Genomic DNA, 24,624 nt, shown 5'->3' on the forward strand with positions numbered 1-24,624 from the left:
CATTGCGAGGAGCGAAGCGACGAAGCAATCCAGCTCGGTGCACGGAGCTGGATTGCTTCGCTGCGCTCGCAATGACGGATGGCGAGCGTTGTTTGCTGGCCGCTTACTCCGCCAGCACCTTCTCGTCGATCTGGTTGATCGAATTGACGCCGCACAGGCCCATCGTGGTCGACAGCTCCCTGCTGATGATGTCGATCGCCTTGGCGACGCCCGGGCCGCCGAACGCGCCGAGGCCGTAGATGTAGGCGCGGCCGATCATGCAACTGCGGGCGCCGAGCGCCAGCGCGCGCATCACGTCCTGGCCGGAGCGGATGCCGCCGTCGAACATCACTTCGATATGCGAGCCGACGGTGTGGACGATCTCCGGCAGCACCTCGATCGACGACGGTGCGCCGTCGAGCTGGCGGCCGCCATGGTTCGACACCACCAGCGCCTCGGCGCCGACCTTGACCGCCTCGCGGGCGTCCTCGACGTCGAGGATGCCCTTGATGATCAGCTTGCCCGGCCAGATCGAGCGGATCCAGTCGATGTCCTTCCAGTTCAGCGACGGATCGAATTGCGACGCGACCCAGGCGGACACCGATTCCAGGTCCTTCGAGCCGGGCAGATGGCCGGCGATGTTGCCGAAGTTACGCTGCTTGCCGCCGAGGATGCCCTTCACCCAGCCGGGCTTGGTGGCGATGTCGATCAGGTTCTTCGGCCGGAAGATTTCCGGCGGCACCGTCATGCCGTTCTTGATGTCCTGATGGCGCTGGCCGATCACCTGCAGGTCGACCGTCAGAACCAGCGCGCTGCACTTGGCGGCGATCGCGCGCTCGATCAGCGCTTTGACGAAGCCGCGGTCGCGCATCACGTAGAGCTGAAACCAGAACGGCTTGTCGACATTCGCCGCGACGTCCTCGATCGAGCAGATCGACATCGTCGACAGCGTGTAGGGGATGCCGGCGGCATGGGCGGCGCGGCAGGCGTGGATCTCGCCGTCGCCATATTGCATGCCGGTCGAGCCGACCGGGGCGAGGATCAGCGGCATCGCCGCCTTCTCGCCGATGATGGTGGTCGAGAGGTCCCGCTTGGAGATGTCGACCAGAATGCGCTGCCGGAATTTGATCCGCTTGAGGTCGTCGACATTGGCGCGGAGCGTCTCCTCCGCGTAGGAGCCGTGGTCGACATAGTCGAAGAACATCTTCGGCACCTTGCGCTTGTGAATCTGGCGAAGGTCCTCGATGCAGGTGATGTATTTCATGAACGTTGCCGCCCCTGGTCCGTTTCTGCGCGTCGCGTCCTCTAGCACGCCGCAGCGGCGCGCAACATGGGCGGGAACGCTGCGCCGGTCCGCCGCTGGAACAGCGCGGGTTCCCATGCGTTTCCTCCCCAAGATCCCCCCATGGAGCAGGAGCCACAACATGGCCGACACCAAAATTATCGAAAAGACCGAGAAGACGACCGTCGAGAAAACCGCCGGCGCCCCGATTAAGCACAGCACCACCGAGAAGACCGAAAAGGACGCCGAGCTGAACGAGGCGCTGGAAGAGTCTTTTCCGGGGTCCGATCCAATCAGCGCGACCCAGCCCGCCCCCTCGAAGCCGGACGGCGACAGCAAGCGCAAGTCCTAAGGCCCTCGATTCGTCATCGTCCCGGGGCGGAAATCGATCGTTTTCAACAGCTTGCGCTGCGGACCCGGGTCCGCAGCGCGTAATCATTCTTTATATTTTTTGAAGGGCCGGCCGCTAGATTGGCCCTATAAGCGGGGTTTCGCCACGTGGCGCCGGCCGGACATCGGCTGCGGACGCCAATCGTGGCCTGGCGGGGGACATCAATGAGCCGCAGATATTTCGGGACGGACGGGATCCGGGGCCGCGCCAATGGCCTGATCACGCCGGAGCTCGCTTTGAAAGTGGGGCAGGCTGCCGGGCTGGTGTTTCAGCGCGGCGATCATCGCCATCGCGTCGTGATCGGCAAGGACACGCGGTTGTCCGGCTACATGATCGAGAACGCGATGGTGGCCGGCTTCACCTCGGTCGGCATGGACGTGATGCTGGTCGGCCCGATGCCGACGCCGGCGGTGGCGATGCTGACCAAGTCGATGCGCGCCGATCTCGGTGTGATGATTTCCGCATCGCACAACATGTTCGAGGACAACGGCATCAAGCTGTTCGGGCCGCTCGGCTACAAGCTGAGTGACGACGTCGAGAAGCAGATCGAGCAGTTGATCGACGAGTCGCTCGACAAGAAGCTGTCGGAGAGCGCCGGCCTCGGCCGCGCCCGCCGTATCGACGGCGTCCGCGACCGCTACATCGAATTCGCCAAGCGCACGCTGCCGCGGGACCTGTCGCTCGACGGGCTGCGCGTCGTGGTCGATTGCGCCAACGGTGCCGCCTACAAGGTGGTGCCCGAGGCGCTGTGGGAGCTCGGCGCCGACGTGATCTCGATCGGGGTCGAGCCGGACGGCTTCAACATCAACAAGGAATGCGGCTCGACCGCCCCCGAAGCGCTGTGCCGCAAGGTTCGCGAGATGCGCGCCGACATCGGCATTGCGCTCGACGGCGATGCCGATCGAGTCATCATGGTCGACGAGCGCGGCCATGTGGTCGACGGCGATCAGTTGCTGGCGGTGATTGCCCAGAGCTGGAAGGAAGATGGCCGCCTCGCCAAGCCAGGCGTCGCCGCGACCGTGATGTCCAATCTCGGCCTCGAGCGCTTCCTGGCCTCCGAAGGCATCGAACTGGTCCGCACATCGGTCGGCGACCGCTACGTGCTCGAGGCGATGCTGAAGGGCGGCTACAATGTCGGCGGCGAGTCCTCGGGCCACATCATCCTGTCCGATTACAACACCACGGGCGACGGCTTCGTTGCCGCGCTGCAGGTGCTGGCGGTGGTGCAGAAGTCGGGCCGGCCGGTGTCCGAGGTTTGCCATCGTTTCGATCCGCTGCCTCAGATCCTGAAAAACGTCCGTTATCGCGCCGGCCGTCCGCTCGACGATGCCGGTGTGCAGTCGGCGATCCATGCCGGTGAAACCAAGCTCAACGGCCATGGCCGGCTGCTGATCCGGGCGTCGGGGACCGAGCCGGTGATCCGGGTGATGGGCGAGGGCGAAGATCGCGAGCTGGTCGAGGACGTCGTCGACAGCATCGTCGACGCGGTCGGCAACGCCGCGGCCGCCGCCGCGTAGTAATCGCTGCGGCGCACGCGTAGTCCGCGTCGCATCGTCGCCTGTCGTATCTCGGCCTGGTTGCATCTCAGCCATGGCGAATCATGGCTGGCGTACGAATGCCGGGAGTTCTAGTTTGCGGACGGTCGGCAGCTTTGCCGGCCGTCTTTTTGTTTGTCGGCGCCTGATGGCTCCGCTCGTTGCTCAGGAAACTCCGCCGTGAACAAGCCGGTCGACGTCGACGTGGATCACGCTGCCCCGGTGGCGGCGCCTGACACGGCACTGCCCGAAAATACGTCGGCCGCACCGCCGTCGGCGGGGCCTGCCTATGTGGTGCTCGGCGGCATCAGCTTTTCGCATTTCCTCAACGACACCATGCAGTCGCTGATTCCGTCGGTGTACCCGATCCTGAAGGCGAACTACGCGCTGGATTTCGGCCAGATCGGCATGATCACGCTGGCGTTCCAGTTCACCGCGTCGCTGCTGCAGCCGGTGGTCGGGCACATGACCGACAAGAAGGCGCAGCCGTTCTCGCTGGCGATCGGCATGGGCTCGACCTTCCTGGGGCTGCTGCTGCTCAGCGTCGCGCATTCCTACGCGGTGATCCTGGTCGCTGCGGCGATGATCGGCCTCGGCTCCGCGGTGTTTCACCCCGAGTCGGCGCGGATCGCGCGGCTCGCCTCCGGCGGCCGGCACGGTATGGCGCAATCGGTGTTCCAGGTCGGCGGCAATGCCGGCACGGCGCTCGGCCCGGTGCTGGCGGCGCTGATCGTGGTGCCGTTCGGCCAGCCGTCGATCGCCTGGTTCTCGTCGATCGCGTTCGTCGCCATCCTCGTGCTGTGGCGGATCGGCATGTGGTACAAGCCGCAGGTCGCCGGCAAGAAGAGGATGGTGGTGAGCCCGCATCCGCATGCGCCGGGGCGCCGCCGGGTGATGGTCGCGCTGGTGGTGCTGGTGGCGCTGCTGTTTTCCAAGCAGCTCTATCTGTCGAGCCTGTCGAGCTACTACACGTTCTACCTGATCGGGAAATTCCACGTCTCGACCCAGACCGCGCAGATGTTCCTGTTCATCTTCCTCGCCGCCACCGCGGCCGGGGTGTTCTTCGGCGGCCCGCTCGGCGACCGGTTCGGCCGGCGCTATGTGATCTGGTTCTCGATCCTCGGCATCCTGCCCTTCACGCTGGCGCTGCCTTACGCCGGGCTGTACGCAAGTGCAGTGCTGACCGTGTTCATCGGCTTCATCCTGGCGTCCGCAACGCCCGCGATCATCGTGTTCGCGCAGGAATTGATGCCCCACCGGTTCGGCATGATCTCGGGGGTGTTCTTCGGCTTCGCCTTCGGCATCGGGGGCCTCGGCGCGGCGGCGCTGGGCGAGGTGGCCGACCACTATGGCATCGACTTCGTGTACCAGGTCTGCTCGTTCCTGCCCGCACTCGGCCTGCTCGCGGTGCTGCTGCCGAAGATGCCGCGCCACGCGCACTAGCTCGGCGCCCTGGCGGTCCAACAGAAGACATCACCCATCCTAACGTTTTGTGAGTCATCGGGCGATGACTCATCGTCCCAAGACCGGATTGATACCAAATATCAACCTTAAGAATTAGGGTTAAGTGGCGCTTAAGGAATTGCTGGCATCGTCTATTCAAAGGTTTCCGGGTGCGGGGGCCTTCCGTTGATCATCATTGGACCAAAGGGACGAAGCCAATGCGTAGCGTGACGAAGATTTTGGCCGCCGGAGCGGCTTCGATGATGTGCTCGGCGGCCTTCGCGGCAGATATGCCCATTGCCCCGCCGCCGGCTTACGCACCGCCGCCGGTGGAAGACTTCGGCGGCTGGTATCTCCGCGGCGATATCGGCTTCAGCAACCAGCAGGTCAAGGATCTGCGCTACGGTCGTGACTCGGCCTATTCGCAGCTCACCTCGTTCGACCAGCAGACCAGCTTCGACGCCGCCGGCATCTACGGCATCGGTGTCGGTTATCAGTTCAACAACTGGTTCCGCGCGGACGTCGTCGGCCAGTATCGCGGCAATTCGAATTTCAAGGGCACCGACCGATTCACCGGCACGTCGTTCGGCACGCCTTACAGCGGTATCGACAACTACGGCGCCAGCAAGTCCGAATGGCTGGTGATGGCCAACGGTTACGTCGATCTCGGTACTTGGTGGTGCGTGACGCCGTTCATCGGCGCCGGCGTCGGCGCCGCGCGCGTCACGATGGCGGGCTTCACCGACACCGGCATCAATAACCTGCCGTTCTCGACCACCAGCTTCGCCAGCGCTCCGACCGCGTCGAAATGGAATCTGGCCTGGGCGCTGCACACCGGTCTGGCCTACAAGGTCAATCCGAACCTGACGCTCGAACTCGCCTACAGCTACCTCAACCTCGGCGACGGCTACACCGGTGCGCTGTCTGACTACGTGGGCAACACCACCAACAACAGCTTCAAGTTCAAGGACATCACCTCGCACGATGTGAAGCTCGGCGTGCGCTGGAATCTGGACTCGGCGCCGATGTACGCGCCGCCGCCGCCGCTGATGCGCAAGGGCTGAGCGCCCCTCGTTTCTTAAGACTGATTAACGGCGCGGGAGCTTCCCGCGCCGTTTTTGTTTGGCGAGAAGCTGTACTGACAAGGATTGATTAAGGTTAACAGGCGATGATCGCTTCGTACCCGGTGGTCGAGGAGCGTTGCGATGCGTGGAGTGTGGGTTGCTGCGGCGATGATCATGGTGGCGCACGGCGCTCAGGCGGCCGACCTGCCCGAGTTCGGCGCACTGCGCGGCGCGGTGGTCGATACGCCCGGCGTCGTCAACTGGCAGGGTTTCTATGTCGGTGGCCAGGCCGGCTACGGCACCTCGGATATGGACTTCACGAATTCGACGCAGGGCGTTGCTGCCAATCTGCTGACGAATACCGCAGTGGAGAGCGTTCTCGGGGTATCGTCGTGGCCGGTGCTCGGCAAGGCTTCATCGCACGGCCAGGGCTGGGGCGGCTTCGTCGGCTATAACGCGCAGTGGGACGACGTCGTGCTCGGCATCGAAGCCAACTACATGCACGGAACGTTCGGCGGTTCGATGTCCGGATCGATGGGCCGGCAGATGGCCTCTAACGGTGTGACCTACGGCGCGATCTACGGCGCCAACGCAGGCATCAAAGTCCACGACGTCGGGTCTGCCCGTCTGCGCGCCGGCTGGGCGTTCGGCGGCTTTCTGCCCTACGCGTTCGGCGGCGTGGCTCTCGGACAGGCGGACATCGTTCAATCGGCGAGCATTATCGGTACGGATTCCGGGGGCACCTGGATGCTCAGCGGAGGCCAGGTTCAGAACAGCCACTTCATCTACGGCTATTCGGCGGGTCTCGGTGTCGACATGATGGTGTATCGCGGCCTGTTCGTGCGCGCCGAGTGGGAGTATCAGAAGTTCGCCGCGCCGATCAACACCGCGGTCTCCACGGTGCGCGGCGGCGTCGGCTACAAGTTCTGATCACGACCGGCATCGATCCGTGGATTGACGGAGCGCGCTGCTGCTGTTCGACTACGCCGCAAACCAAAAAGGGGCGGCGATGCGAATTTATGGCGATCTCAATTCGGGCAATTGTCTGAAGGTGAAGTGGGTGTGCGATGCGCTGTCGCTGCCCTACGAATGGATCGCCGTGGATACGATGCAGGGCGAGACGCGGTCGCCGGAGTTTCTCGCCCTCAATCCCGCCGGGCAGGTGCCCGTGGTGGTGCTGAGCGACGGCCGGCCGCTGGCGCAGTCCAACGCGATCATCCGCTTTCTCGCGCGCGACAGTGCATTGGTGCCGGCTGAGCATTATCTCGCCGCCAAGATGGACGAGTGGCTGTTCTGGGAGCAGTACAGCCACGAGCCTTATATCGCGGTATGCCGTTATCAGATGGTGTATCTCGGCAAGCCGGCGTCCGCGCTCGATCCCGATCGGGTCAAGCGTGGGCATGCGGCACTTGCTTTGATGGAGCGGCAGCTCGCGGGCTCCATGTTCCTCACCGGCGCGCGGCCCACGCTGGCGGACGTGGCGCTGCTGGCCTATACGCGGCTCGCCCCCGAAGGCGGCTTCTCGCTGCACGACTATCCCGCTGTGCGGCGCTGGATCGGCGATGCCGAAAGCACGCTCCGCCTTGCGCCCGTCGGCGGCACCGGGTGAGCATGGGCCCTGACGCCATCGCGATCCGGCCGCGCGGCGCGAGGATGTGTCCGGCGATCGTCACGTCGCCATGACGGTCCGATTTTGAATTGTCCTGCAGGGGCTTGCAGTGCGCGACCTCAGCGCGGCGCGTTCAATCCTGGACACTGGTAATCGTACGGGACGCGCTCTTTAAGTCTCGGGTAATCAGATGGAAGCATCTTCCGATTTGTCGCCGACTGTCAGTGACATCGAAATCGATGCGCGAGTCGAATCGTGCATCCGCCTGCTGAGGAACTACGCGCAATGGCCAGGCCGCAGATCAAGCCGACGGGCGTCGAATGCCCGTTTGGCGAGGAAGAATTGATCGTCTCCAAGACTAATCTCAAAGGTCACATCACCTACGCCAACGACGTCTTTATCAGGCTGTCGAAGTATCCGCGGGGTGAAGTGATCGGTGCGCCGCACAGCATGATCCGGCATCCGGACATGCCGCGCACCATCTTCAAGCTGCTCTGGGACACCATCCAGGAGAAGAAGGAAATCTTCGCCTATGTGGTGAACATGGCCTGCGACGGCGATCACTACTGGGTGTTCGCCCACGTCACGCCGACTCTGGATGCGCAGCGCAACGTCGTCGGATTCCACTCCAATCGCCGCAAGCCAACGCGCGATCAACTCGCCAAGATCGAGCCGCTCTATGCGCGGATCCGCGAGGAGGAGAACCGCCATCGCAACGCCAAGGACGGTATGATGAGCGGCTACGCGATGCTGACGGATATGCTGAAAAAGCAGGGTGTGGGTTATGACGAATTCATCTTCTCTGTCTAAAGCGCTGATCGCCCTGTTCGGCGCGCTGATCGCCACCGTCGCGCTCGGCGGGTTGCGGTTCGCGTTCGGCCCGTTCGGCTATGTGGTCGAAGCAATCGGGATGATGCCGGCGTTGCTGGCGATCGGAGCCGCGATCTGGTGGACGCTGCGCGCGTCCGCCGCTGTCCGCGAGGTCGCGGACATCTGCGAGGGCGCCAAGCGCGGCGATCTCGAAGGTCGTGTCATGGGCCCCCGCGATGGCGGCGAGGTCGGCCGAGCGCAGGCCGGCATCAACGACGCGCTGGATATCGTGGACGCATTCGTTCGCGAGGCTTCGGCGTCGATGGAATATGCCTCGCACGGCAAGTGCTTCCGCAAGGTGCTGACGCGCGGTCTGCCCGGCTCCTTCCGCATCGCCGCCGACGTCATCAACAGCGGCACCGACTCGATGGATCGCCGCGTGCGCAGCACCGCCCAGCAGGCGCAGAGTTTCGCCGCCAACATGGACCGCGTCGCCGAGGCGCTGGCCGGCGCCGCGGTGGAGCTGCGGTCGGACTCGTCGGCGATGGCTGCGGCCGCGGAAGAAACCAGCCGGCAGTCCAGCGGCGTCGCCACAGGGTCTTCGGAAGCCTCCGCCAATGTGCAGAGCGTCGCGAGCGCTACCGAAGAATTATCAGCCTCGATCGTGGAGATCACCCGTCAGGTGACGCTGTCGTCGGCGGCCACTCATCACGCGGTCGACGAAGCGCAGCAGACTAACGAGAAGATCCGTGCGCTCGCCGATGCGGCGCAGCGGATCGGCGACGTCGTCAAGCTGATCAACGCGGTCGCGGCGCAGACCAATCTTCTGGCCCTGAACGCCACGATCGAAGCGGCGCGCGCCGGCGAGTCCGGCAAGGGATTTGCGGTCGTCGCCTCCGAGGTCAAAACGCTGGCCAGCCAGACCGCCAAGGCGACCGAGGAAATCGCCGCCGCGATCACCGAGGTGCAGCAGATCACCGAACAATCGGTGCAGGCGGTGGAGGCGATCGGCCGACGCATCGCCGAGATCAGCGAAGTGTCCAACACCATCGCGGCCGCGATGGAACAGCAGGGCGCGGCCACACGCGAGATCGCCCGCAACGTCCAGCAGGCGTCGAACGGCACCAACGAAGTCTCGGGCAACATATCCGGCATCAGCCAGGCGGCCGACGATACCGGGCGGATCGCCTCGCGTGTCAGCGATGCGTCCGGCAAGATCGCTCACGAAGTCGAGACGTTGCGCAGCGAAGTCCGGCAGTTCATCGCCAAAGTGGCATAGCTGCCGAGCGCGTCGCGACAACGCGACTGCGCGGCCACGCGGAACGGCATCGGTAGGCGCCGGTTTCTCCCGCCTGGCAAACGGGAGATCTACCATGCGCCTGCTATCAACAACCACGCTCATCGTCGCTCTGCTGTCGGTCTCGGCCGCTCGCGCCCAGGCGCCAATGCCGGGCTCGGGCGTCGCGGTGGATCCGATGACGGGAGCGCAGAGCCCGGGCAGCGCGGGGATCAGTTCGGCTCCGGGCGGCTCGAGCACATCGGCGACGGGAACCGGTCTGACCGGAACCACGACCGGCTCGAACCTCAACAGCCCGGGTATCAATCAGCCGGGTGTGCCGAACACATCCTCTCCGGGCACGATCGGCAGCGGCGCCTCGCCCAGCGGATTGCCGGGCGACAGCCCGACGTCACCTGGTTTCCCAAGCCCGGTCGGTCGCTGACGTTTCATCGTCCGAAGAGCGAACTAACAGACGCTGACTGCTACGGCGCGGCATTGCTTCGCGCTGGATCACGTTTGCGTTCCGCTGCTGATCAGTTGTGACGTGTGATGCATTGACGCTGCGCGCGTGAGGAACGGGTCGTTCTGCCTGGGATTGAACAACCACGTCACACAGGGAAGGAAGCTCACGATGCAATCCAAGTTTCGCATGACTGCCGTCGTCGCCGCCGCGTTGCTGGCCTCGACCGCACTTGCCTCGGCGCAGACCAGCACCACCATGTCGCCCGCCAACTCGGCCAGCAAGGCGGGCGGTGAGGCCGCTTCGCAAGGCTCGACGGGCGGCGAGTCCAACGTCGGCTCGGTCACCGCCGTGCCGAACTCGACGTCGAGCGGCGCTGCAGCCGCCGGCACTTCGACCGGCGCCGGCGCGGCCGAAGCCACCACGGGCAGTTCTGGCGCAGCCGGCTCCGGCACAGGCCGATAACAACCCATCCGATACCAAGCGAGCGGTGAGTCTCTCACCGCTCGCTTTTCATGTGTGGAGCTCCCGGTCCGCGCCGGACAGGGGGCAACTTTTGCTTGTCCGGAATCTTCCGGAACTGCGACATCCTTGACATTCGGCCCCAAAGGACTATCCCCAGCGGCGGGAAACCTCTCCCCACCGAGAGGCAGCTATCTGGAAGGATAGATGATGACTGCTACGAAGCCCGCATTGCGGCCCACTACGCCTAATTTCTCCTCCGGCCCCTGCGCCAAGCGCCCCGGCTGGTCCCCCGAAAATCTCAAGGACGCCCCGCTCGGCCGCTCGCATCGCGCGAAGGTCGGCAAGGCCAAGCTCAAGCTCGCGATCGATCTGACGCGCGAAGTGCTTGAAGTTCCTGCCGACTACAAGATCGGCATTGTCCCTGCATCCGACACCGGCGCCGTCGAGATGGCGCTTTGGTCGCTTCTCGGGCCGCGTCCCGTCACCACGCTCGCCTGGGAATCCTTCGGCGACGGCTGGGTCGGCGACGTCACCAAGGAGCTGAAGCTCCCGAACGTCACCAAGCTCAAGGCGGGCTACGGCGAAATTCCCGACCTCTCCAAGGTCGATTGCAACACCGACGTCATCTTCACCTGGAACGGCACCACCTCCGGCGTTCGCGTCCCGAACGCCGACTGGATCGCGGCCGACCGTGAAGGCCTGACGATCTGCGACGCCACCTCGGCCGCCTTCGCGCAGCCGCTGGATTGGGCCAAGCTCGATGTCGTGACCTTCTCCTGGCAGAAGGCGCTCGGCGGCGAAGCCGCGCACGGCATGCTGATCCTGTCGCCGCGCGCTGTGGAGCGTCTCGAGAGCTACACGCCGACGTGGCCGATGCCGAAGATCTTCCGCATGACCAAGGGCGGCAAGCTGATCGAGGGCATCTTCCAGGGCGAGACCATCAACACCCCGTCGATGCTGTGCGTCGAGGACTATCTCGATGCGCTCAACTGGGCGAAGTCGGTCGGCGGCCTCAACGGCCTGATCGCCCGCGCCGACGCCAACACCAAGGTGCTGACCGACTGGCAGGCGAAGGCCAAGTGGGCCGACTTCCTGGCCGCCGATCCGGCGATCCGCTCGAACACCTCGGTCTGCCTCAAGGTCGTCGATCCGGCGATCACCGCGCTGCCCGCCGAAGCCCAGGCCGACTTCGCCAAGAAGCTGGTCGCGGTCGTCGAGAAGGAAGGCGCCGGTTACGATCTCGGCGCTTATCGCGACGCGCCGGCCGGTCTGCGCATCTGGTGCGGCGCCACGGTGGAAGCCGCCGACGTCGCCACGCTGACGCAGTGGCTGGACTACGCGTTCGAGACCACCAAGGCCGGTCTGTCGCAAGCGGCCTAGTTCTTCACCCTCCCCTGGAGGGGGAGGGTCGACGCACCGTAGGTGCGGCGGGGTGGGGTGACAGACTCTCCCCGCCCTCGGACTCCAGTTTCCATTCTCGACGCTTTCACCCCACCCCGGCGCTACGCGCCGACCCTCCCCCTCGAGGGGAGGGTGAAGGAGAAATCCCATGACCGCTCCCAAAGTCCTCATTTCCGACGCGCTGTCGGAAGCCGCCGTGCAGATCTTCAAGGATCGCGGCATCGACGTCGATTTCCAGCCGGCGCTTGGCAAAGACAAAGAGAAGCTCGCCGAGATCATCGGCAACTATGACGGCCTCGCGATCCGCTCCGCCACCAAGGCGACCGCGAAGATCCTGGAGAAGGCCGCCAAGCTCAAGGTGATCGGCCGCGCCGGCATCGGCGTCGACAACGTCGAGATTCCCGCGGCGACCGCCAAGGGCATCATCGTGATGAACACGCCGTTCGGCAATTCGATCACCACCGCCGAGCACGCCATCACCATGATGCTGTCGCTGGCCCGCGAGATCCCCGCCGCCGACGCCTCGACCCAGGCCGGCAAGTGGGAGAAGAACCGCTTCATGGGCGTCGAGATCACCGCCAAGACGCTCGGCGTGATCGGCTGCGGCAACATCGGCTCGATCGTCGCCGACCGTGCGCTCGGCCTCAAGATGAAGGTGATCGCGTTCGATCCGTTCCTGTCGCCTGAGCGCGCCAAGGACATCGGCGTCGAGAAGGTCGAGCTCGAAGACATCTTCAAGCGCGCCGACTTCATCACGCTGCACACCCCGCTGACCGAGAAGACCAAGAACATCATCGACGCGGCCGCCATTGCGAAGATGAAGAAGGGCGTCCGCATCATCAATTGCGCCCGCGGTGGTCTGGTCGACGAGGCCGCGCTCGCCGAAGCGCTGAAGTCCGGCCAGGTTGCCGGCGCTGCCTTCGACGTGTTCTCCGAAGAGCCCGCGACCAGCAACGTGCTGTTCGGTCTGCCCAACGTGATCTGCACCCCGCATCTCGGCGCCTCGACCACCGAAGCGCAGGAGAACGTCGCCCTGCAGGTCGCCGAGCAGATGAGCGACTACCTGCTCAACGGCGCCATCACCAACGCCGTCAACTTCCCGTCGATCACCGCCGAAGAAGCGCCGAAGCTGAAGCCGTTCATCGAACTCGCCGAGAAGCTCGGCTCGTTCGCCGGCCAGCTCACTGAGACCGGCATCACCAAGGTGACGATCACCTACGAGGGCCAGGTCGCCGAGATGAAGATCAAGGCGCTGACCTCCGCGGTGCTGTCGGGCCTGCTGCGGCCGATGCTGGGCGACATCAACGTCGTCTCGGCGCCGGTGATCGCCAAGGAGCGCGGCATGGTGGTGGACGAAGTCGTCCGCGCCGCCGAGAGCGACTACGAGAGCCTGATCACGCTGACGGTCGCGACCGAAAAGCAGGAACGTTCGGTGTCCGGTACGGTCTATGCCGACGGCAAGCCGCGGCTGGTCGACATCAAGGGCATCCGCGTCGACGCCGAATTCGGCAAGTCGATGATCTACGTCACCAACGAGGACAAGCCGGGCTTCATCGGCAAGTTCGCCAGCCTGCTCGGCGACGCCAAGGTCAACATCGCGACCTTCAACCTCGGCCGCCACAGCCAGGGTGGCGACGCCATCGCGCTGGTCACCATCGACAACCCGGCGCCGGACGACGTCATCGCCAAGGTGCAGGCGCTGCCGCAGGTCAAGCAGGCCAAAGCGCTGGTGTTCTGAGCCAGTTCATCAGTCAACCCCCTCATGCCCGGCCTTGTGCCGGGCATGTTCGTTTTTGGGGGGCGAGGTTGCACGAACGACCTTGTGTCCGGGACCAGCCCCACCATGATCAGCCAGCACATCGGCGGCGTCAGCGCCGCGGCGTCCGCCACCGGCGACGCCGCCTCTCAGGTGCTGTCCCACGCCCGAGGCCTCGACGGCCAGTCCGGCGCGCTGCAGTCGGCGGTCGATGACTTCCTGAACAAGGTGAGGGCGGCCTGACCGATCAGCTCAGCGATGCTGCGCTGCGGCATCGCATTGTCTTCGCGCAGACGTGACCGGCGCCGTCCAACGCCGGCTTGAACCGGCGACGAGGTTGGGGCGACTATCCGGATGCTGGGGCATGACTGCGGCACCGAAAGGGAGCGCATGCCGATATCGTTGCGAGGAACCGTTGCGTTCGAGCCGGAGTTCGTCGGCAATCTGAACATGCTGACCCGCACGATGATCGCCCGCGGGCTCGATCCCGATGAGTATGTGATCAGCAAGGACATCGCCAGCGCCCCGACGCTGCCATTCGTGGGGCCTATGGCCTATGATTACGTCGTGATCGGCGCCGCCGACGACGAACTCATCGTCACCGACAGTTGTGATCAGCGCTTCCTCGAACACTTCCTCCGCCACATCGGCTCCACCGTCGACCAAACGCCGCCGCCGGTGGAGCCCGGCATGTTCGCCCGCCTGTCGCGCTGGATGTCGCCGGCGGTTTGAGCGGAGCACTTAGCTATCCCCGCGTCATGGCCGGGCTTGTCCCGGCCATCCACGCCTTTTCTGCATTTCCAGCAGCAAGCCGTGGATGCCCGGCACAAGGCCGGGCATGACGTGTGGTGAGGACGCGATGCTCGCGCTTACTTCGCCTTCAGGAAGTCGGCGACTTCGAGCAGCACGAACTCGTTATCGTCGGCCTTGTTGGGATCGCGGCTCGACGAGAACGGCAGGTTGTTGTCGTTGCCGACGATGATGTGGCGATCGTCGACCTTGTCGACGTTCTCGATGGTGAAGAACGGGAACGCCAGCGCGCCGTCGGTCAGCGGCTTCTTCGCCTTCTTGTCCGGATCGCGGATCTTCATCAGGTCGATGTAGGCGATCTTCTTCACCGCCTTGCCGGCGTCGGCATCGGTCAGCTCGATCTTGTAGACGCGCTTGAACTTGGCGAGGTCGTTGAAGCAGTCGGTGCCGGTCTTGCCATCGGCGCAGGCCTTGTCCTTGGTGCCTTCGCCGTTGTCGCGCTCGATCACCAGGCCGTGGGTGGCGTCGATCATGTTGAAGTCGCCGATCGCGTTGCCGTTCTGCTCGAACACATAGGTCCAGGAGCGGCCGGTGAACTTCTTCTGCGCGACGTCGAATTCGAGAATGCGCGACGCTTCCTTGCCGTCGACCTTTTCCCAATCCTTCTTGTCTGCGTCCCACAGCGGGCCTTCGAGCAGGCCGTACAGGAATTTGCCGTCCTTGGAGGCGGCGAAGCCCTCATAGCCCTTGGAGCGGCGCAGGTTGACGCCCGTGTAGCTCGCGCCCGGCGCGCCCGGCGACTGCACCGACCAATGGTCGGGCGACTTCACCGGCTTGCCGCCGGCCACCGTCTCGGTGACGCTCAGCACCTTGCCGCTCATGTCGGTCTCGATGATGTAGGGGCCGAACTCCTCGCCGATCCAGATCCGGTCGCCGATGATCTGAAAACCTTCGAGATCGAAATCGGCGCCGGTGAGATAGCGCTTGTCGGTGTCCTCATGGACGATGCGGAACGGCACCTTCTTGTCGGGATCGTGCAGGAACACGGTGGCGACGCGCTCGACCTTGCTGGCGGCCCAGTCCATCTTCAGATGGCTCAGAAACAGCATGACGTCGGCCGAGTTGTAGCGCGAGCCGAAGCCGTTGTCGGTCAGCACCCAGAAGCTGCCGTCGTCCATCTTCTTGATACCGGAATGGCCCTGCAGCGGCTGGCCCTTGAACGGCAGCGACACGCCGGTCGGGCGGCCGTTGGACTTGCCCTCGATGCTGCCGGTTTCGGTGACGCGCTTGCCGGTGGTGTACTTGCCCGAGGTCTTGAGGTCGGCCGGCGCATCCGCCGGGGCGTCGATCAACGAGGCGGCCGGCATCACCGCGTGGCCTGCCAGCGTCGCCGGGAATTCGCCTTCGGATTGCGCCAGCGCGGCGGACGTCGTCAGCGCAAGGATTGCGACCGAGCCGAGTAGTAGTTTTCGCATGAGCAGCCTCCTGTTGTTGGTCCGCGGACTTTTGGCGGTGGCGGATCACAGGCGCCTGACGGATCGGTGACGCGGAGATGACGAGCCCTGCGGCCAAATGCGCAGGCCGGTTTTGACTCCCGGCGGTCGGCGGCGTACAGATTAGAATCATTCTAAAATACCATGGGCTGTCACAGATGAAGGCGTTTTCCGACCTGAGCGAACGCGAAATCCTGGCCGTGGCGATTTCGGGCGAGGAGGAGGACAGCCGGATCTATCTGGCCTTCGCCGAGGACCTCACCGAGCGCTATCCGGATTCCGCCCGCGTCTTCACCGAGATGGCCCAGCAGGAGAAGGGCCATCGCCACATGCTGCTGCGGATGTACGAGCAGCGCTTCGGCCCCGACCTGCCGCCGATCCGGCGCCAGGACGTCAAGGGGTTCATCCGCCGTCGCCCGATCTGGCTGACGCGCAATCTGCCGCTCGAGCGCATCCGCAAGGAAGCCGAGACCATGGAGTACGAGGCGCAGCGCTTCTATGAGCGCGCCGCCGAGCGTGCCACCGACGTCGGCATCCGCAAACTGCTCACCGACCTCGCCGAGTTCGAGAGGCGCCACGAGCAGCGCGCCAACCAGCTGACCGACCGCATCCTCACGCCCGACGCGCGCAGCGCCGAGGACCACACCGCGCGGCGGATGTTCGTGCTGCAATACGTCCAGCCGGGCCTCGCCGGCCTGATGGATGGTTCCGTGTCGACGCTGGCGCCGCTGTTCGCCGCCGCGTTCGCCACCCACCAGAACTGGCCGACCTTTCTGGTCGGCCTCGCGGCGTCGATCGGCGCCGGCATCTCGATGGGCTTCGCCGAAGCGCTGTCCGACGACGGCTCGATGACCGGCCGCGGCTCGCCCTGGCTGCGCGGCGGCATCTGCGGCTTGATGACCACGATCGGCGGCCTCGGCCACACGCTGCCGTATCTCGTGCCCGACACCTGGGCCAACGCGTTCTGGATCGCCACCGCGATCGCCGGCGTCGTAGTGTTCATCGAACTCTGGGCGATCGCCTACATCCGCGCCAAGTACATGGATACCCCGTTCATGCAGGCGGTGTTCCAGATCGTGCTCGGCGGCGTCATCGTGCTGGCCGTGGGGATATTGATCGGCGGGGCGTAGTTTTACTCACTTCTTAGGTCGGTTCGTAGATGACAAATAGAATGATTTTAGGCCATCGGCGCCGTCAGATCTTTGATATGTCAACTAATTATTTGCGATTTGTGGATTCAGATTATTCGCTCAAGCCGATAGCTACGTATCTCACATCCCTTCATTCCTTCGCTACTACAGCCGAGGTCTATAACAACCACGGGAAAGGTGCATTCCCATGGGGGCTGGGTGATGTGGCGCTCTTTGATGGTGCAGCATGTGATGTCCGACTTAGATGGTCGCCGCACGAAACAATCCTACCAATGGTCTGCAATTGTTGGCCGCGGGAGGTCGTTTTGGAGTGCTTTGCTGCCGATCCAATTGCTCCAGACTCGTATCTGAATTTAGGCGTTCTGGAGCATTTCATATTTAGTCTAGGGCAATCATTGCTGACGACCTTCGTAGAAGATAAAAAGCCCCTGCTAAAGACCGTCTTTGGTAAGCCAGCAGCATGGCCTCCTATCTGGAATTTTGCTCGTGTCGTTCGAAATGCCATGTCGCACGGCGGAAAAATTCGTATCGATGATGGTGCCACCGTCCGATGGCGCAGACTGGAATATTCCGAATTGGACAATGGGCGAGAGATAGTGAACGTTGACCTTTGGCCGGCCGATCTATTCGTTTTGATAAGAGAGATGGAAGACGCCTTGCCTTCCGGAGCACAGTCGACTGAAACGAAAGACTAGCGTCTGGAAATATAAGATTCGCTATCCTCTCCCTCTCCAAAAATGAGGAGAAGGAGAGGAATTTGTCGGAGCCTGTCTACTGCTTCTCGATCCCCGCCTCGCGCACCAGCTTCTCCCACAGCACCAGCTGATCGCCGACGAATTTGCCGAGGTCTTCGGGCGTGCCGGAGAACGCGTCCATGCCGAGCGTGGCGAGCTTGGCCTTGGTGGCGGGATCTTCGACGATCTTGCGGATCTCGGTGTTGAGCCTGGTCACCACCTCCTTCGGCGTGCCGGCCGGCGCGAAGTAAGCTTGCCACGAGGTGATGTCGAAATCCGGCACGCCGGCTTCCTGCATGGACGGCAGATCCGGCACCAGCGGCGAGCGGTCCTTGGTGGTGACGGCCAGCGCACGCAGCGCGCCGCCCTGGACGTGCGGCAGACCGGTGAGCACGTCGGTGAACATCATGGTGATGCGGCCGCCGATGACGTCGTTGAGGGCGGGCGGCGAACTCTTGTAGGGCACGTGCAGCAAGTCGATCCCGGCTTTGCGGGCGAAGGTCGCGCCGGACACGATCGCCGACGACGAGCCCGACGCGTAGGTCAGCTTGCCCGGATTGGCCTTGGCGTAGGCGATCAGTTCGCCGACCGTCTTGGCCGGCACGTCGGGATGCACCACCAGCATGAACGGCAGGTCGCCGGTGCGCGCCACCGGAACGAAGTCCTTCACCGGATCGTAGCTGAGATTTTTCAGCAGATACGGATTGGCCGAATGCGTGGTGTTGGTGGTGACGAACAGCGTGTAGCCGTCGGGCTGCGCGCGGGCCACATAGGTCGCGGCGATCATGCCGTTGGCGCCGGCCTTGTTCTCGATCACCATGCCGACGCCGAGCGCTTGGCCGAGCTTCTGTGAAATGATCCGCGTCGTGGTGTCGGTGCCGCTGCCCGCCGCGAACGGCAGCACCAGCGTGATGTTGCGGGTGGGATAGGTGGTGTCGGCCCGCGCCGGCCCCGAGGCAGCATTGGACAACAATACGGCAGCCGCAATCGCGGCGCAGATCGATCGCATCAGAATCCTCCCGGATGGTCTTGTTCTTGGACCGACAGACTGCGCGAAACGCCGTGAAAAGGCGAGGCCCCAGGCAACGTCATTCCGGAGCGCCGCGCAGCGGCGAACCCGGAATCTCGATAAGTTCTGCGACTGCGGCGTTTCCACAACTTCTGGATTCCGGGTTCGCGCGCGAAGGGCGCGCGCTCCGGAATGACGCTGTGATTCTCACCGCCTCGCTGCGATGAAAACGCCGGCGACCACCATGGCGTAGCCGGCCAGATGGAACAGTTCCGGCTTTTCGCCGAGCAGCACGATCGCCATCACCGAGCCGAACACCGGCATCAGATGCAGGAACGGCGCGGCGCGGTTGGGGCCGATCAGGGCGACGCCGCGGTTGAAGCACAGATAGGCCAGCGCCGAGGGAAAGATCACCACATAGGCCAGTGACGTGATCGTCGCCACATCGGCGCTTGGCCGCACCCCGGCGGCGAATTCGGCGATCGCGAAGGGTAGCAGCAGCAGCGCGCCGCCGGCGGTGGTGACGGTGATCAGCGACAGCGGATGCGTCGCCGGGCGCTTCGGCATCAGCGCCGAATACAGCCCGAAGGCGCACAGCGCACCCGCGACCATCAGGTCGCCGCGGTTGAGTTCGACCTGCGCCAGCGCGGCGAAATCACCACGCAGGATGATGGTGAGCACGCCCAGCAGCGACAGCCCGATGCCGATCGCCTGGGTGAAGGTCAGCCTCACGCCGAACAGCAGCAGCGACCAAAGCGCGACGAACAGCGGCCCCGACGATTGCATCAGCAGCGCGTTCAGCGCCTGGGTGTACTGCAGCCCCCAATAGGACAGCACGTTGTTGACCGCGAAGCCGGTCGCCGACAGCACCACCATCAGCCGCCAGTGCAGCAGCAGCCTTCGCCAGTCGCGGCGCAGATGCGGCCAGGCCACCGGCAGCATCAGCAGCAGCGCGCCGACCCAGCGCACGCAGGACAGCGTCACCGGCGGGATGTGGCCGGCGACGGCGCGGCCGAGCACGATGTTGCCGGCCCAGAACAGCGAGGTCAGGCTGAGCAGCAGATAGGGCTGGTTGGAGATCCAGCCGAAAGCCTTGCGGAGCGGGGCGATCAAGCGTCACGGGCGGTTGGAGTGAGTGCCAGCCATGCCCGAATTCGGCAGGGCCGCAAAGCCCTCCGGCGGAATGCCGTCATGCGCAATACGGCCGCGGCCGGCGGCGCTGCCCTCAGGCCGCGGCGGTCTTCTGCCTGCGCGCCGCGACGATCACGCCGGCTAGCACCAGGGCGTAGCCGACCGCGTGATACAGATGCGGCCGTTCGCCGAGAAACAGGATCGCCATCGCCGAGCCGAACACGGGAACGAGATGGAAGAACGGCGCCGAGCGATTGGCGCCGATCAGCCGGACGCCGCGGTTGTAGCAGAGATAGGCCAGGATCGACGGGAAGATCGAGACGTAACCGACCGCCGCGACGTTGGTGACATCGAACGCCGGCGCTGATTTCACCGAGAGTTCCCAGATCAGCAGCGGGATCAGAAACAGCGCGCCGCAGCCGAACGTGAAGGCGAGGAACGACAGCCCGTGGATCGCCGGCCGCTTCTGCGACAGCGCGGTGAACAGGCCGAACGCCGCCATCGCGCCGAGAAACAGCAGGTCGCCGTAGTTCAGATCGATCGCGGCGAGTTCGGCGATGTTGCCGTGCAGGATGATCACCGACACGCCGATCATCGAGGCGAACGCGCCGATCGCCTGGGCCAGAGTCATCCGGACGCGCAGCACGATTAGCGCCCAGATCGCCACGAACAGCGGCCCGGTCGATTGCAGCAGCAGCACGTTCAGGGCCGTGGTGTATTGCAGCGAGGTGTACTGCAGCGTGTTGAAGGTGCTGATCCCGATCACCGACACGGCCACCATCAGTATGATGTGGCGGCGGATCATCATCCGGTCGGCGACGAGGTGGCGCCAGGCGAACGGAATCACGATCAGGAACGCGACGCTCCAGCGCAGGAACGACAGCGTCACCGGCGGGAAGTGGCCGGCGATGAAGCGGCCGACGATGGCATTGCCGGCCCAGAACAGCGAGGTGAGGCTGAGCAGGAGGTAGGGCTGGTCGGCGAGACGCGCGAGCGGGCGGGGGGCGGTGGTCACGATCGGCTGCTTTGCTATGGGAACGGCGGCTGTCGCGCTCTCCGGCGGTTGCACAGCGGTTCGCCTGGAGAACGCGTCATTTCGACAATCGAAAGCGCAGGTTCCGAGCGATCAGAACCTGTGCTGTTGTGACCAATTCCGCCGTTTTCGCAACCCCGCCGCGAGCATCCGCCCCATGCAGCGGCCGGGTTCCGCCCGGCCGCGTGGCTGCCTACACCGACTCGGTTGTCTTCTTCAGCTTGCCGATGCCCAGAATGTCGAGCATCGCCTTCTCGTAGAACGGCTCGGTTTCGCCGCGGCTCATCTTGCGCAGGAAGTACTTCTCGAACGCGATCTTGGCGTTGTGCACCCACACGCCCGACGCCGACCAGTTGACGTTGCGCGGCGGCAATTGCGGCTGCGCCACGAAGGCCACGCCGCTGTCACCGAAGTCCGCGAGGCAGACGGCATTCCAGGTCGCCTGATGGGTCGGCTGCTGGCCGTCGAGGATCTGGCGGATATTGTGCGCCGTGGCCGTCACCATCGACTCGATCATGAAGCCGGTCTTCGGCACGCCGCAGGCCACCGGCGTCGGCCCGGTCGGCGGGATCGCGACGCAGACGCCGACCGCAAATACGTTGCCGTAGGTCGGGTTGCGCTGATGCTTGTCGATCAGGACGAAGCCGCGCGGATTGACCAGCCCCTCGATGCCGCGCAGCGGTGCGATGCCGCGAAAGCCGGGGATCAGCATCGAGAAGCCGAACGGCAGCTCGACCGTCTTCTTCACCGAGCCGTCCTCGGCGATTTCCTCGGCCACCATCTTGCCGTCCTCGACCTTGGCGAGGCGCGTATTGGTCATGAACTTGATGTGGTGCTGGCGCATCTCGGCTTCGAGCAGGCCCTTGGTGTCGCCGACGCCGTCGAGGCCGAGATGGCCGATATACGGCTCCGGCGTGATGAAGGTCATTGGCACCCGGTCGCGGATCTTGCGGCGACGCAGCTCGGTGTCGAGGATGAAGGTGAACTCGTAGGCCGGGCCGAAGCACGACGCGCCCTGCACCGCGCCGGTGACGATCGGGCCGGGGTTCTTGCAGAACTGCTCGAACCGCTCCGAAGCTTCGACTGCGTGATCGACATGGCAGATCGACGCGGTGTAGCCGTCCGGACCAAGCCCGGGAATCTCGTCGAAGGCGAGTTCGGGGCCGGTGGCGATGATCAGGAAGTCGTAGTCGATCGTGCTGCCGTCGGCGAGCGCGACGCGGTTCTGCTCCGGCTCGACCTTGGTCACCGGCACCGCCTTGTAGTCGATGCCGCGGCGCGCGAAGGTCGGCGCGAGATCGACCTGGATCGCCTCGCGCGTCCGCCATTTCACCGCGACCCACGGATTCGACGGCACGAAGTGATAGATCGGATCCTTGGTGACGACGGTGAGCTTGTCGTCGTTGCCGAGCAGGTCCTTCATCTCATAGGCCATCACGACGCCGCCGAGGCCGGCGCCCATGATCAGGATGTGGGCCATCTGCCTTCTCCTTTGCCGCTGTGCGCGGCTTTGCGTTTCCTGGGGTCCGGCCGCAGTTTGCCGATGCTTGTTGTGTCTGCGCGCGGGTCCGGCCGTATCGGCAGGACGTTATTATATTCATAAATTCGAATGTAAGAATATAATGGGCGGGCTGGCAAGAGGCTTTTGGTCGAAGGGCTGTTGCTCGTAGGGGCGGCCGTTCGGGTGGCGCCGTGGCCGCGCCTCAGCCGGCAGCGGCCGCGCTGTTGTCCAGCACGGCCAGCGTGGTGTCGCCGATCTGGCGCAGGTCCGACGTGAAGCGCGCCGCCAGCGCCTGCATCGGCACGTTGGTCTTCAGGCACTGCAGCTCGATCCGCTGCACGCCGCGCTGCCGCGCCGCGTCGATCATCGCGGTCATCAGCACGCCGCCGATGCCGGCGCGGCGCCAGTCGTGCTCGACGCTGAACGCCGCCTCGGCGCCATGCGGATCCTCGCCGCTGGCGAGCAACTCGCAAGCGCCGCGGATCTCGTCGTCCTCGACATAGCCGATCACCACGCGTCCGTCGGACAGCGCCACGCCGGCGTGAAACAGCACGTGGAAATCCGAGACGTCGGCGAAGAACCGCATTCGCCGCGCCTCGGGGTCGAGCCGCGACAGGTGATTGCAGTAGCGATCGGTGTCGGCCGGGCCGAGCACCCGAATCTCGCCGCGCTGTGCGACCGTATCGATCATGGCGAGCCCCCTGCGATGGTCACGCAAGCATAGAGCGCCATCGCGCCGAAGCAATCGGCGACAACAAGGGAGTGTCGCGATTAGGAGTGATGAGCGTCTTGATCAGGAGTGATTTGTTCAGGAACAACTGTGCCCCGGACGCAGCGCAATGCGCTGCGCGCTGCACCTTGTCCGGGACACGGGAGTTTTGGTGAATAAGGACCTGACGGAGTTGTTAGTCGCCCGCCGCCAGCGGTTTCGTCACCGCACCCAGCGCCTTGACGGCCTCGCGCGGGTCGATCTCGATCTGCAGTCCGCGTTGGCCGCCATTGAGATACACGGTGGCCTCGGCGAGCGCGGCCTCGTCGATCGCCACCGGCACGCGCTTCTTCTGGCCGAACGGCGAGATGCCGCCGACGTGATAGCCGGTCAGCCGTTCGGCGTCGGCCGGCTTCATCATCTTCGCACTCTTGCCGCCGAGCGCGCTCGCCAGCTTCTTCATGCTGACTTCGCAATCGGAAGCGATCACCGCGCAGACCGGCTTGCCGTCGAGCTCGGCCATCAGCGATTTCAACATCCGCCGCGGCTCCACCCCAAGCGCCGCCGCCGCCGCCAGCCCGATCGCATCGGCATTCGGATCGTACTCGTAGCTGTGCAGCTTGAACGCAACGCCCAGCTTCTCCAGCATCTGCGTCGCACGGGTGGATTTGGACATGAGCGTCGACCGGATTTTTGGCGCGGCTTTATACGGTGGCGGTGATGTAGCAGGGCAGGCACACGAGGGGCAATCGCCTGCCTTTCCCAGCCCCACCCCCCGTCATTCCGGGGCGCGCGCAGCGCGAACCCGGAATCCCGAACTGTTCTGCGACCGGCCGTTGCCACAACATCGAGATTCCGGGTTCGCTCGCCAAGAGCGAGCGCCCCGGAATGACGGTGGTTGGGCCTTCGTCCTTCGCCGTGGTTCTCGCGCGCATCCGGGCGGGCTACACCCAAGCCGGGGGCCAAAGGAGCGCACGTGGTGACCGATCGCAGCACGCAGTTCTGGGACAGGGTGGCAGAGCGCTATGCGGCGCGGCCGATCAAGGACGTCGCTGCCTACGATGCGATGCTGGCCGACGCTGCCACGCGATTGTCGCCGACGGACCGCGTCCTGGAAATCGGCTGCGGCACCGGCGGCACGGCGATCCGCCTCGCGCCGCATGTCGCGCACTACAGGGCGACCGATGGCTCCGCCGAAATGATCCGGATCGCCAAGGCCAAGCCGGCGCCGGCGAATCTGGACTTCGTTGTGGCGGACGCCGGGCAGGCCTTCGACGGCGCGCCGTTCGACGCCATCTGCGCCTTGCTGGTGCTGCACCTCGTGCCGGACATGGCGGCGACGCTGCGCGCGATCCACCAGCACCTCGTGCCGGGCGGGCTGCTGATCAGCAAGACATACTGCTTCCGCGACATGAATTTTGTGATGCGCCGCCTCGCGATCCCTGCGCTGCAGCTGGCCGGCCTCATCCCCCGCTTCGCCGTGCTGCGCGCCGAGCAACTCCGTCACGCCATCGCCGCGGCCGGCTTCGCCATCGAAGATGGCCGGACCTTCGGCACCAACCGCCACGCGCACTACATCGTGGCGCGCAAGCTCGCCCAGTAACTCCCACCCACGGTCATTCCGGGGCGCGCGCAGCGC

25 protein-coding genes are annotated in these 24,624 nt (G+C 64.7%); 17 read left to right on the forward strand and 8 right to left on the reverse strand.

The window, feature by feature from the left end; translation table 11 throughout:
* Window positions 1–103 precede the first annotated feature (103 nt).
* Window positions 104–1,243: an alpha-hydroxy acid oxidase gene (locus LPW26_RS20400; protein ID WP_238737460.1), complete on the reverse strand. Its 1,140-nt coding sequence runs from the start codon at window positions 1,241–1,243 to the stop codon at window positions 104–106.
* A gap of 160 nt (window positions 1,244–1,403) precedes the next feature.
* Here LPW26_RS20400 and LPW26_RS20405 point away from each other — a divergent pair, with 160 nt between their 5' ends.
* The 14 genes from LPW26_RS20405 to LPW26_RS20470 all read left to right on the forward strand — a co-directional run bounded on the left by LPW26_RS20405 (window position 1,404) and on the right by LPW26_RS20470 (window position 14,206).
* Window positions 1,404–1,613 (forward strand): hypothetical protein, encoded by a 210-nt coding sequence (locus LPW26_RS20405; RefSeq protein ID WP_238737484.1) that lies wholly within the window; start codon window positions 1,404–1,406, stop codon window positions 1,611–1,613.
* A gap of 203 nt (window positions 1,614–1,816) precedes the next feature.
* Window positions 1,817–3,169 carry a phosphoglucosamine mutase gene (gene glmM, locus LPW26_RS20410; protein ID WP_238737461.1) on the forward strand — a complete coding sequence of 451 codons (1,353 nt, stop codon included), beginning with the start codon at window positions 1,817–1,819 and terminating at the stop codon, window positions 3,167–3,169.
* 198 nt (window positions 3,170–3,367) lie between these two features.
* Window positions 3,368–4,630 carry an MFS transporter gene (locus tag LPW26_RS20415; RefSeq protein ID WP_238737462.1) on the forward strand — a complete coding sequence of 421 codons (1,263 nt, stop codon included), beginning with the start codon at window positions 3,368–3,370 and terminating at the stop codon, window positions 4,628–4,630.
* A 218-nt stretch (window positions 4,631–4,848) separates the two neighbouring features.
* A complete protein-coding gene (locus LPW26_RS20420) occupies window positions 4,849–5,694 on the forward strand; it encodes an outer membrane protein (protein WP_238737463.1) in 846 nt (281 codons plus the stop codon).
* A 141-nt stretch (window positions 5,695–5,835) separates the two neighbouring features.
* A complete protein-coding gene (locus tag LPW26_RS20425) occupies window positions 5,836–6,624 on the forward strand; it encodes an outer membrane protein (RefSeq protein ID WP_238737464.1) in 789 nt (262 codons plus the stop codon).
* 79 nt (window positions 6,625–6,703) lie between these two features.
* Entirely contained in the window at window positions 6,704–7,303 is a 600-nt protein-coding gene (locus LPW26_RS20430) for a glutathione S-transferase family protein (protein WP_238737465.1), read from the forward strand.
* A gap of 285 nt (window positions 7,304–7,588) precedes the next feature.
* Window positions 7,589–8,113 (forward strand): PAS domain-containing protein, encoded by a 525-nt coding sequence (locus LPW26_RS20435; protein ID WP_238737466.1) that lies wholly within the window; start codon window positions 7,589–7,591, stop codon window positions 8,111–8,113.
* Window positions 8,088–9,392: a methyl-accepting chemotaxis protein gene (locus tag LPW26_RS20440; RefSeq protein WP_238737467.1), complete on the forward strand. Its 1,305-nt coding sequence runs from the start codon at window positions 8,088–8,090 to the stop codon at window positions 9,390–9,392. The genes LPW26_RS20435 and LPW26_RS20440 overlap by 26 nt, the downstream gene beginning before the upstream one ends.
* Window positions 9,393–9,486: 94 nt before the next feature.
* Entirely contained in the window at window positions 9,487–9,834 is a 348-nt protein-coding gene (locus LPW26_RS20445) for a hypothetical protein (protein WP_238737468.1), read from the forward strand.
* 189 nt (window positions 9,835–10,023) lie between these two features.
* The gene (locus LPW26_RS20450; RefSeq protein WP_238737469.1) at window positions 10,024–10,317 is read left to right on the forward strand and encodes a hypothetical protein; all 294 of its coding nucleotides are present in this window, start codon (window positions 10,024–10,026) and stop codon (window positions 10,315–10,317) included.
* 207 nt (window positions 10,318–10,524) lie between these two features.
* The gene (locus tag LPW26_RS20455; RefSeq protein ID WP_238737470.1) at window positions 10,525–11,697 is read left to right on the forward strand and encodes a phosphoserine transaminase; all 1,173 of its coding nucleotides are present in this window, start codon (window positions 10,525–10,527) and stop codon (window positions 11,695–11,697) included.
* Window positions 11,698–11,866: 169 nt separating this feature from the next.
* Entirely contained in the window at window positions 11,867–13,456 is a 1,590-nt protein-coding gene (gene serA, locus LPW26_RS20460) for a phosphoglycerate dehydrogenase (protein WP_238737471.1), read from the forward strand.
* A gap of 105 nt (window positions 13,457–13,561) precedes the next feature.
* Window positions 13,562–13,717, forward strand: a complete 156-nt coding sequence (locus tag LPW26_RS20465; RefSeq protein WP_238737485.1) for a hypothetical protein — start codon at window positions 13,562–13,564, stop codon at window positions 13,715–13,717.
* A 147-nt stretch (window positions 13,718–13,864) separates the two neighbouring features.
* On the forward strand, window positions 13,865–14,206 hold the full coding sequence (locus tag LPW26_RS20470; RefSeq protein WP_238737472.1) for a hypothetical protein: 342 nt from the start codon (window positions 13,865–13,867) through the stop codon (window positions 14,204–14,206).
* 137 nt (window positions 14,207–14,343) lie between these two features.
* Here LPW26_RS20470 and LPW26_RS20475 read toward each other — a convergent pair whose 3' ends face one another.
* Window positions 14,344–15,699 carry an esterase-like activity of phytase family protein gene (locus tag LPW26_RS20475; protein ID WP_238737473.1) on the reverse strand — a complete coding sequence of 452 codons (1,356 nt, stop codon included), beginning with the start codon at window positions 15,697–15,699 and terminating at the stop codon, window positions 14,344–14,346.
* A 176-nt stretch (window positions 15,700–15,875) separates the two neighbouring features.
* On the opposite strand from LPW26_RS20475, the gene mbfA reads away from it, so the two are divergent.
* Window positions 15,876–16,847 carry an iron exporter MbfA gene (gene mbfA, locus LPW26_RS20480; protein ID WP_238737474.1) on the forward strand — a complete coding sequence of 324 codons (972 nt, stop codon included), beginning with the start codon at window positions 15,876–15,878 and terminating at the stop codon, window positions 16,845–16,847.
* Between the two features lie 41 nt (window positions 16,848–16,888).
* Entirely contained in the window at window positions 16,889–17,563 is a 675-nt protein-coding gene (locus tag LPW26_RS20485; RefSeq protein ID WP_238737475.1) for a hypothetical protein, read from the forward strand.
* A gap of 76 nt (window positions 17,564–17,639) precedes the next feature.
* Here LPW26_RS20485 and LPW26_RS20490 read toward each other — a convergent pair whose 3' ends face one another.
* The 6 genes from LPW26_RS20490 to ybaK form a co-directional block, all read right to left on the reverse strand.
* On the reverse strand, window positions 17,640–18,611 hold the full coding sequence (locus tag LPW26_RS20490; protein ID WP_238737476.1) for a Bug family tripartite tricarboxylate transporter substrate binding protein: 972 nt from the start codon (window positions 18,609–18,611) through the stop codon (window positions 17,640–17,642).
* A gap of 207 nt (window positions 18,612–18,818) precedes the next feature.
* Window positions 18,819–19,724, reverse strand: a complete 906-nt coding sequence (locus tag LPW26_RS20495) for a DMT family transporter (protein ID WP_238737477.1) — start codon at window positions 19,722–19,724, stop codon at window positions 18,819–18,821.
* 112 nt (window positions 19,725–19,836) lie between these two features.
* Window positions 19,837–20,760 carry a DMT family transporter gene (locus LPW26_RS20500; protein WP_406677999.1) on the reverse strand — a complete coding sequence of 308 codons (924 nt, stop codon included), beginning with the start codon at window positions 20,758–20,760 and terminating at the stop codon, window positions 19,837–19,839.
* A 208-nt stretch (window positions 20,761–20,968) separates the two neighbouring features.
* Window positions 20,969–22,255, reverse strand: coding sequence for an NAD(P)/FAD-dependent oxidoreductase (locus tag LPW26_RS20505; protein WP_238737479.1), 1,287 nt, complete (start codon window positions 22,253–22,255; stop codon window positions 20,969–20,971).
* A gap of 223 nt (window positions 22,256–22,478) precedes the next feature.
* Window positions 22,479–22,967, reverse strand: coding sequence for a GNAT family N-acetyltransferase (locus tag LPW26_RS20510; protein WP_238737480.1), 489 nt, complete (start codon window positions 22,965–22,967; stop codon window positions 22,479–22,481).
* A gap of 214 nt (window positions 22,968–23,181) precedes the next feature.
* A complete protein-coding gene (gene ybaK, locus LPW26_RS20515) occupies window positions 23,182–23,661 on the reverse strand; it encodes a Cys-tRNA(Pro) deacylase (protein ID WP_238737481.1) in 480 nt (159 codons plus the stop codon).
* A gap of 303 nt (window positions 23,662–23,964) precedes the next feature.
* Here ybaK and LPW26_RS20520 point away from each other — a divergent pair, with 303 nt between their 5' ends.
* Window positions 23,965–24,588 carry a class I SAM-dependent methyltransferase gene (locus LPW26_RS20520; protein WP_238737482.1) on the forward strand — a complete coding sequence of 208 codons (624 nt, stop codon included), beginning with the start codon at window positions 23,965–23,967 and terminating at the stop codon, window positions 24,586–24,588.
* Window positions 24,589–24,624 lie beyond the last annotated feature (36 nt).

This window comes from Rhodopseudomonas infernalis (genome assembly GCF_022271405.1).
Classification (GTDB): domain Bacteria; phylum Pseudomonadota; class Alphaproteobacteria; order Rhizobiales; family Xanthobacteraceae; genus Rhodopseudomonas; species Rhodopseudomonas infernalis.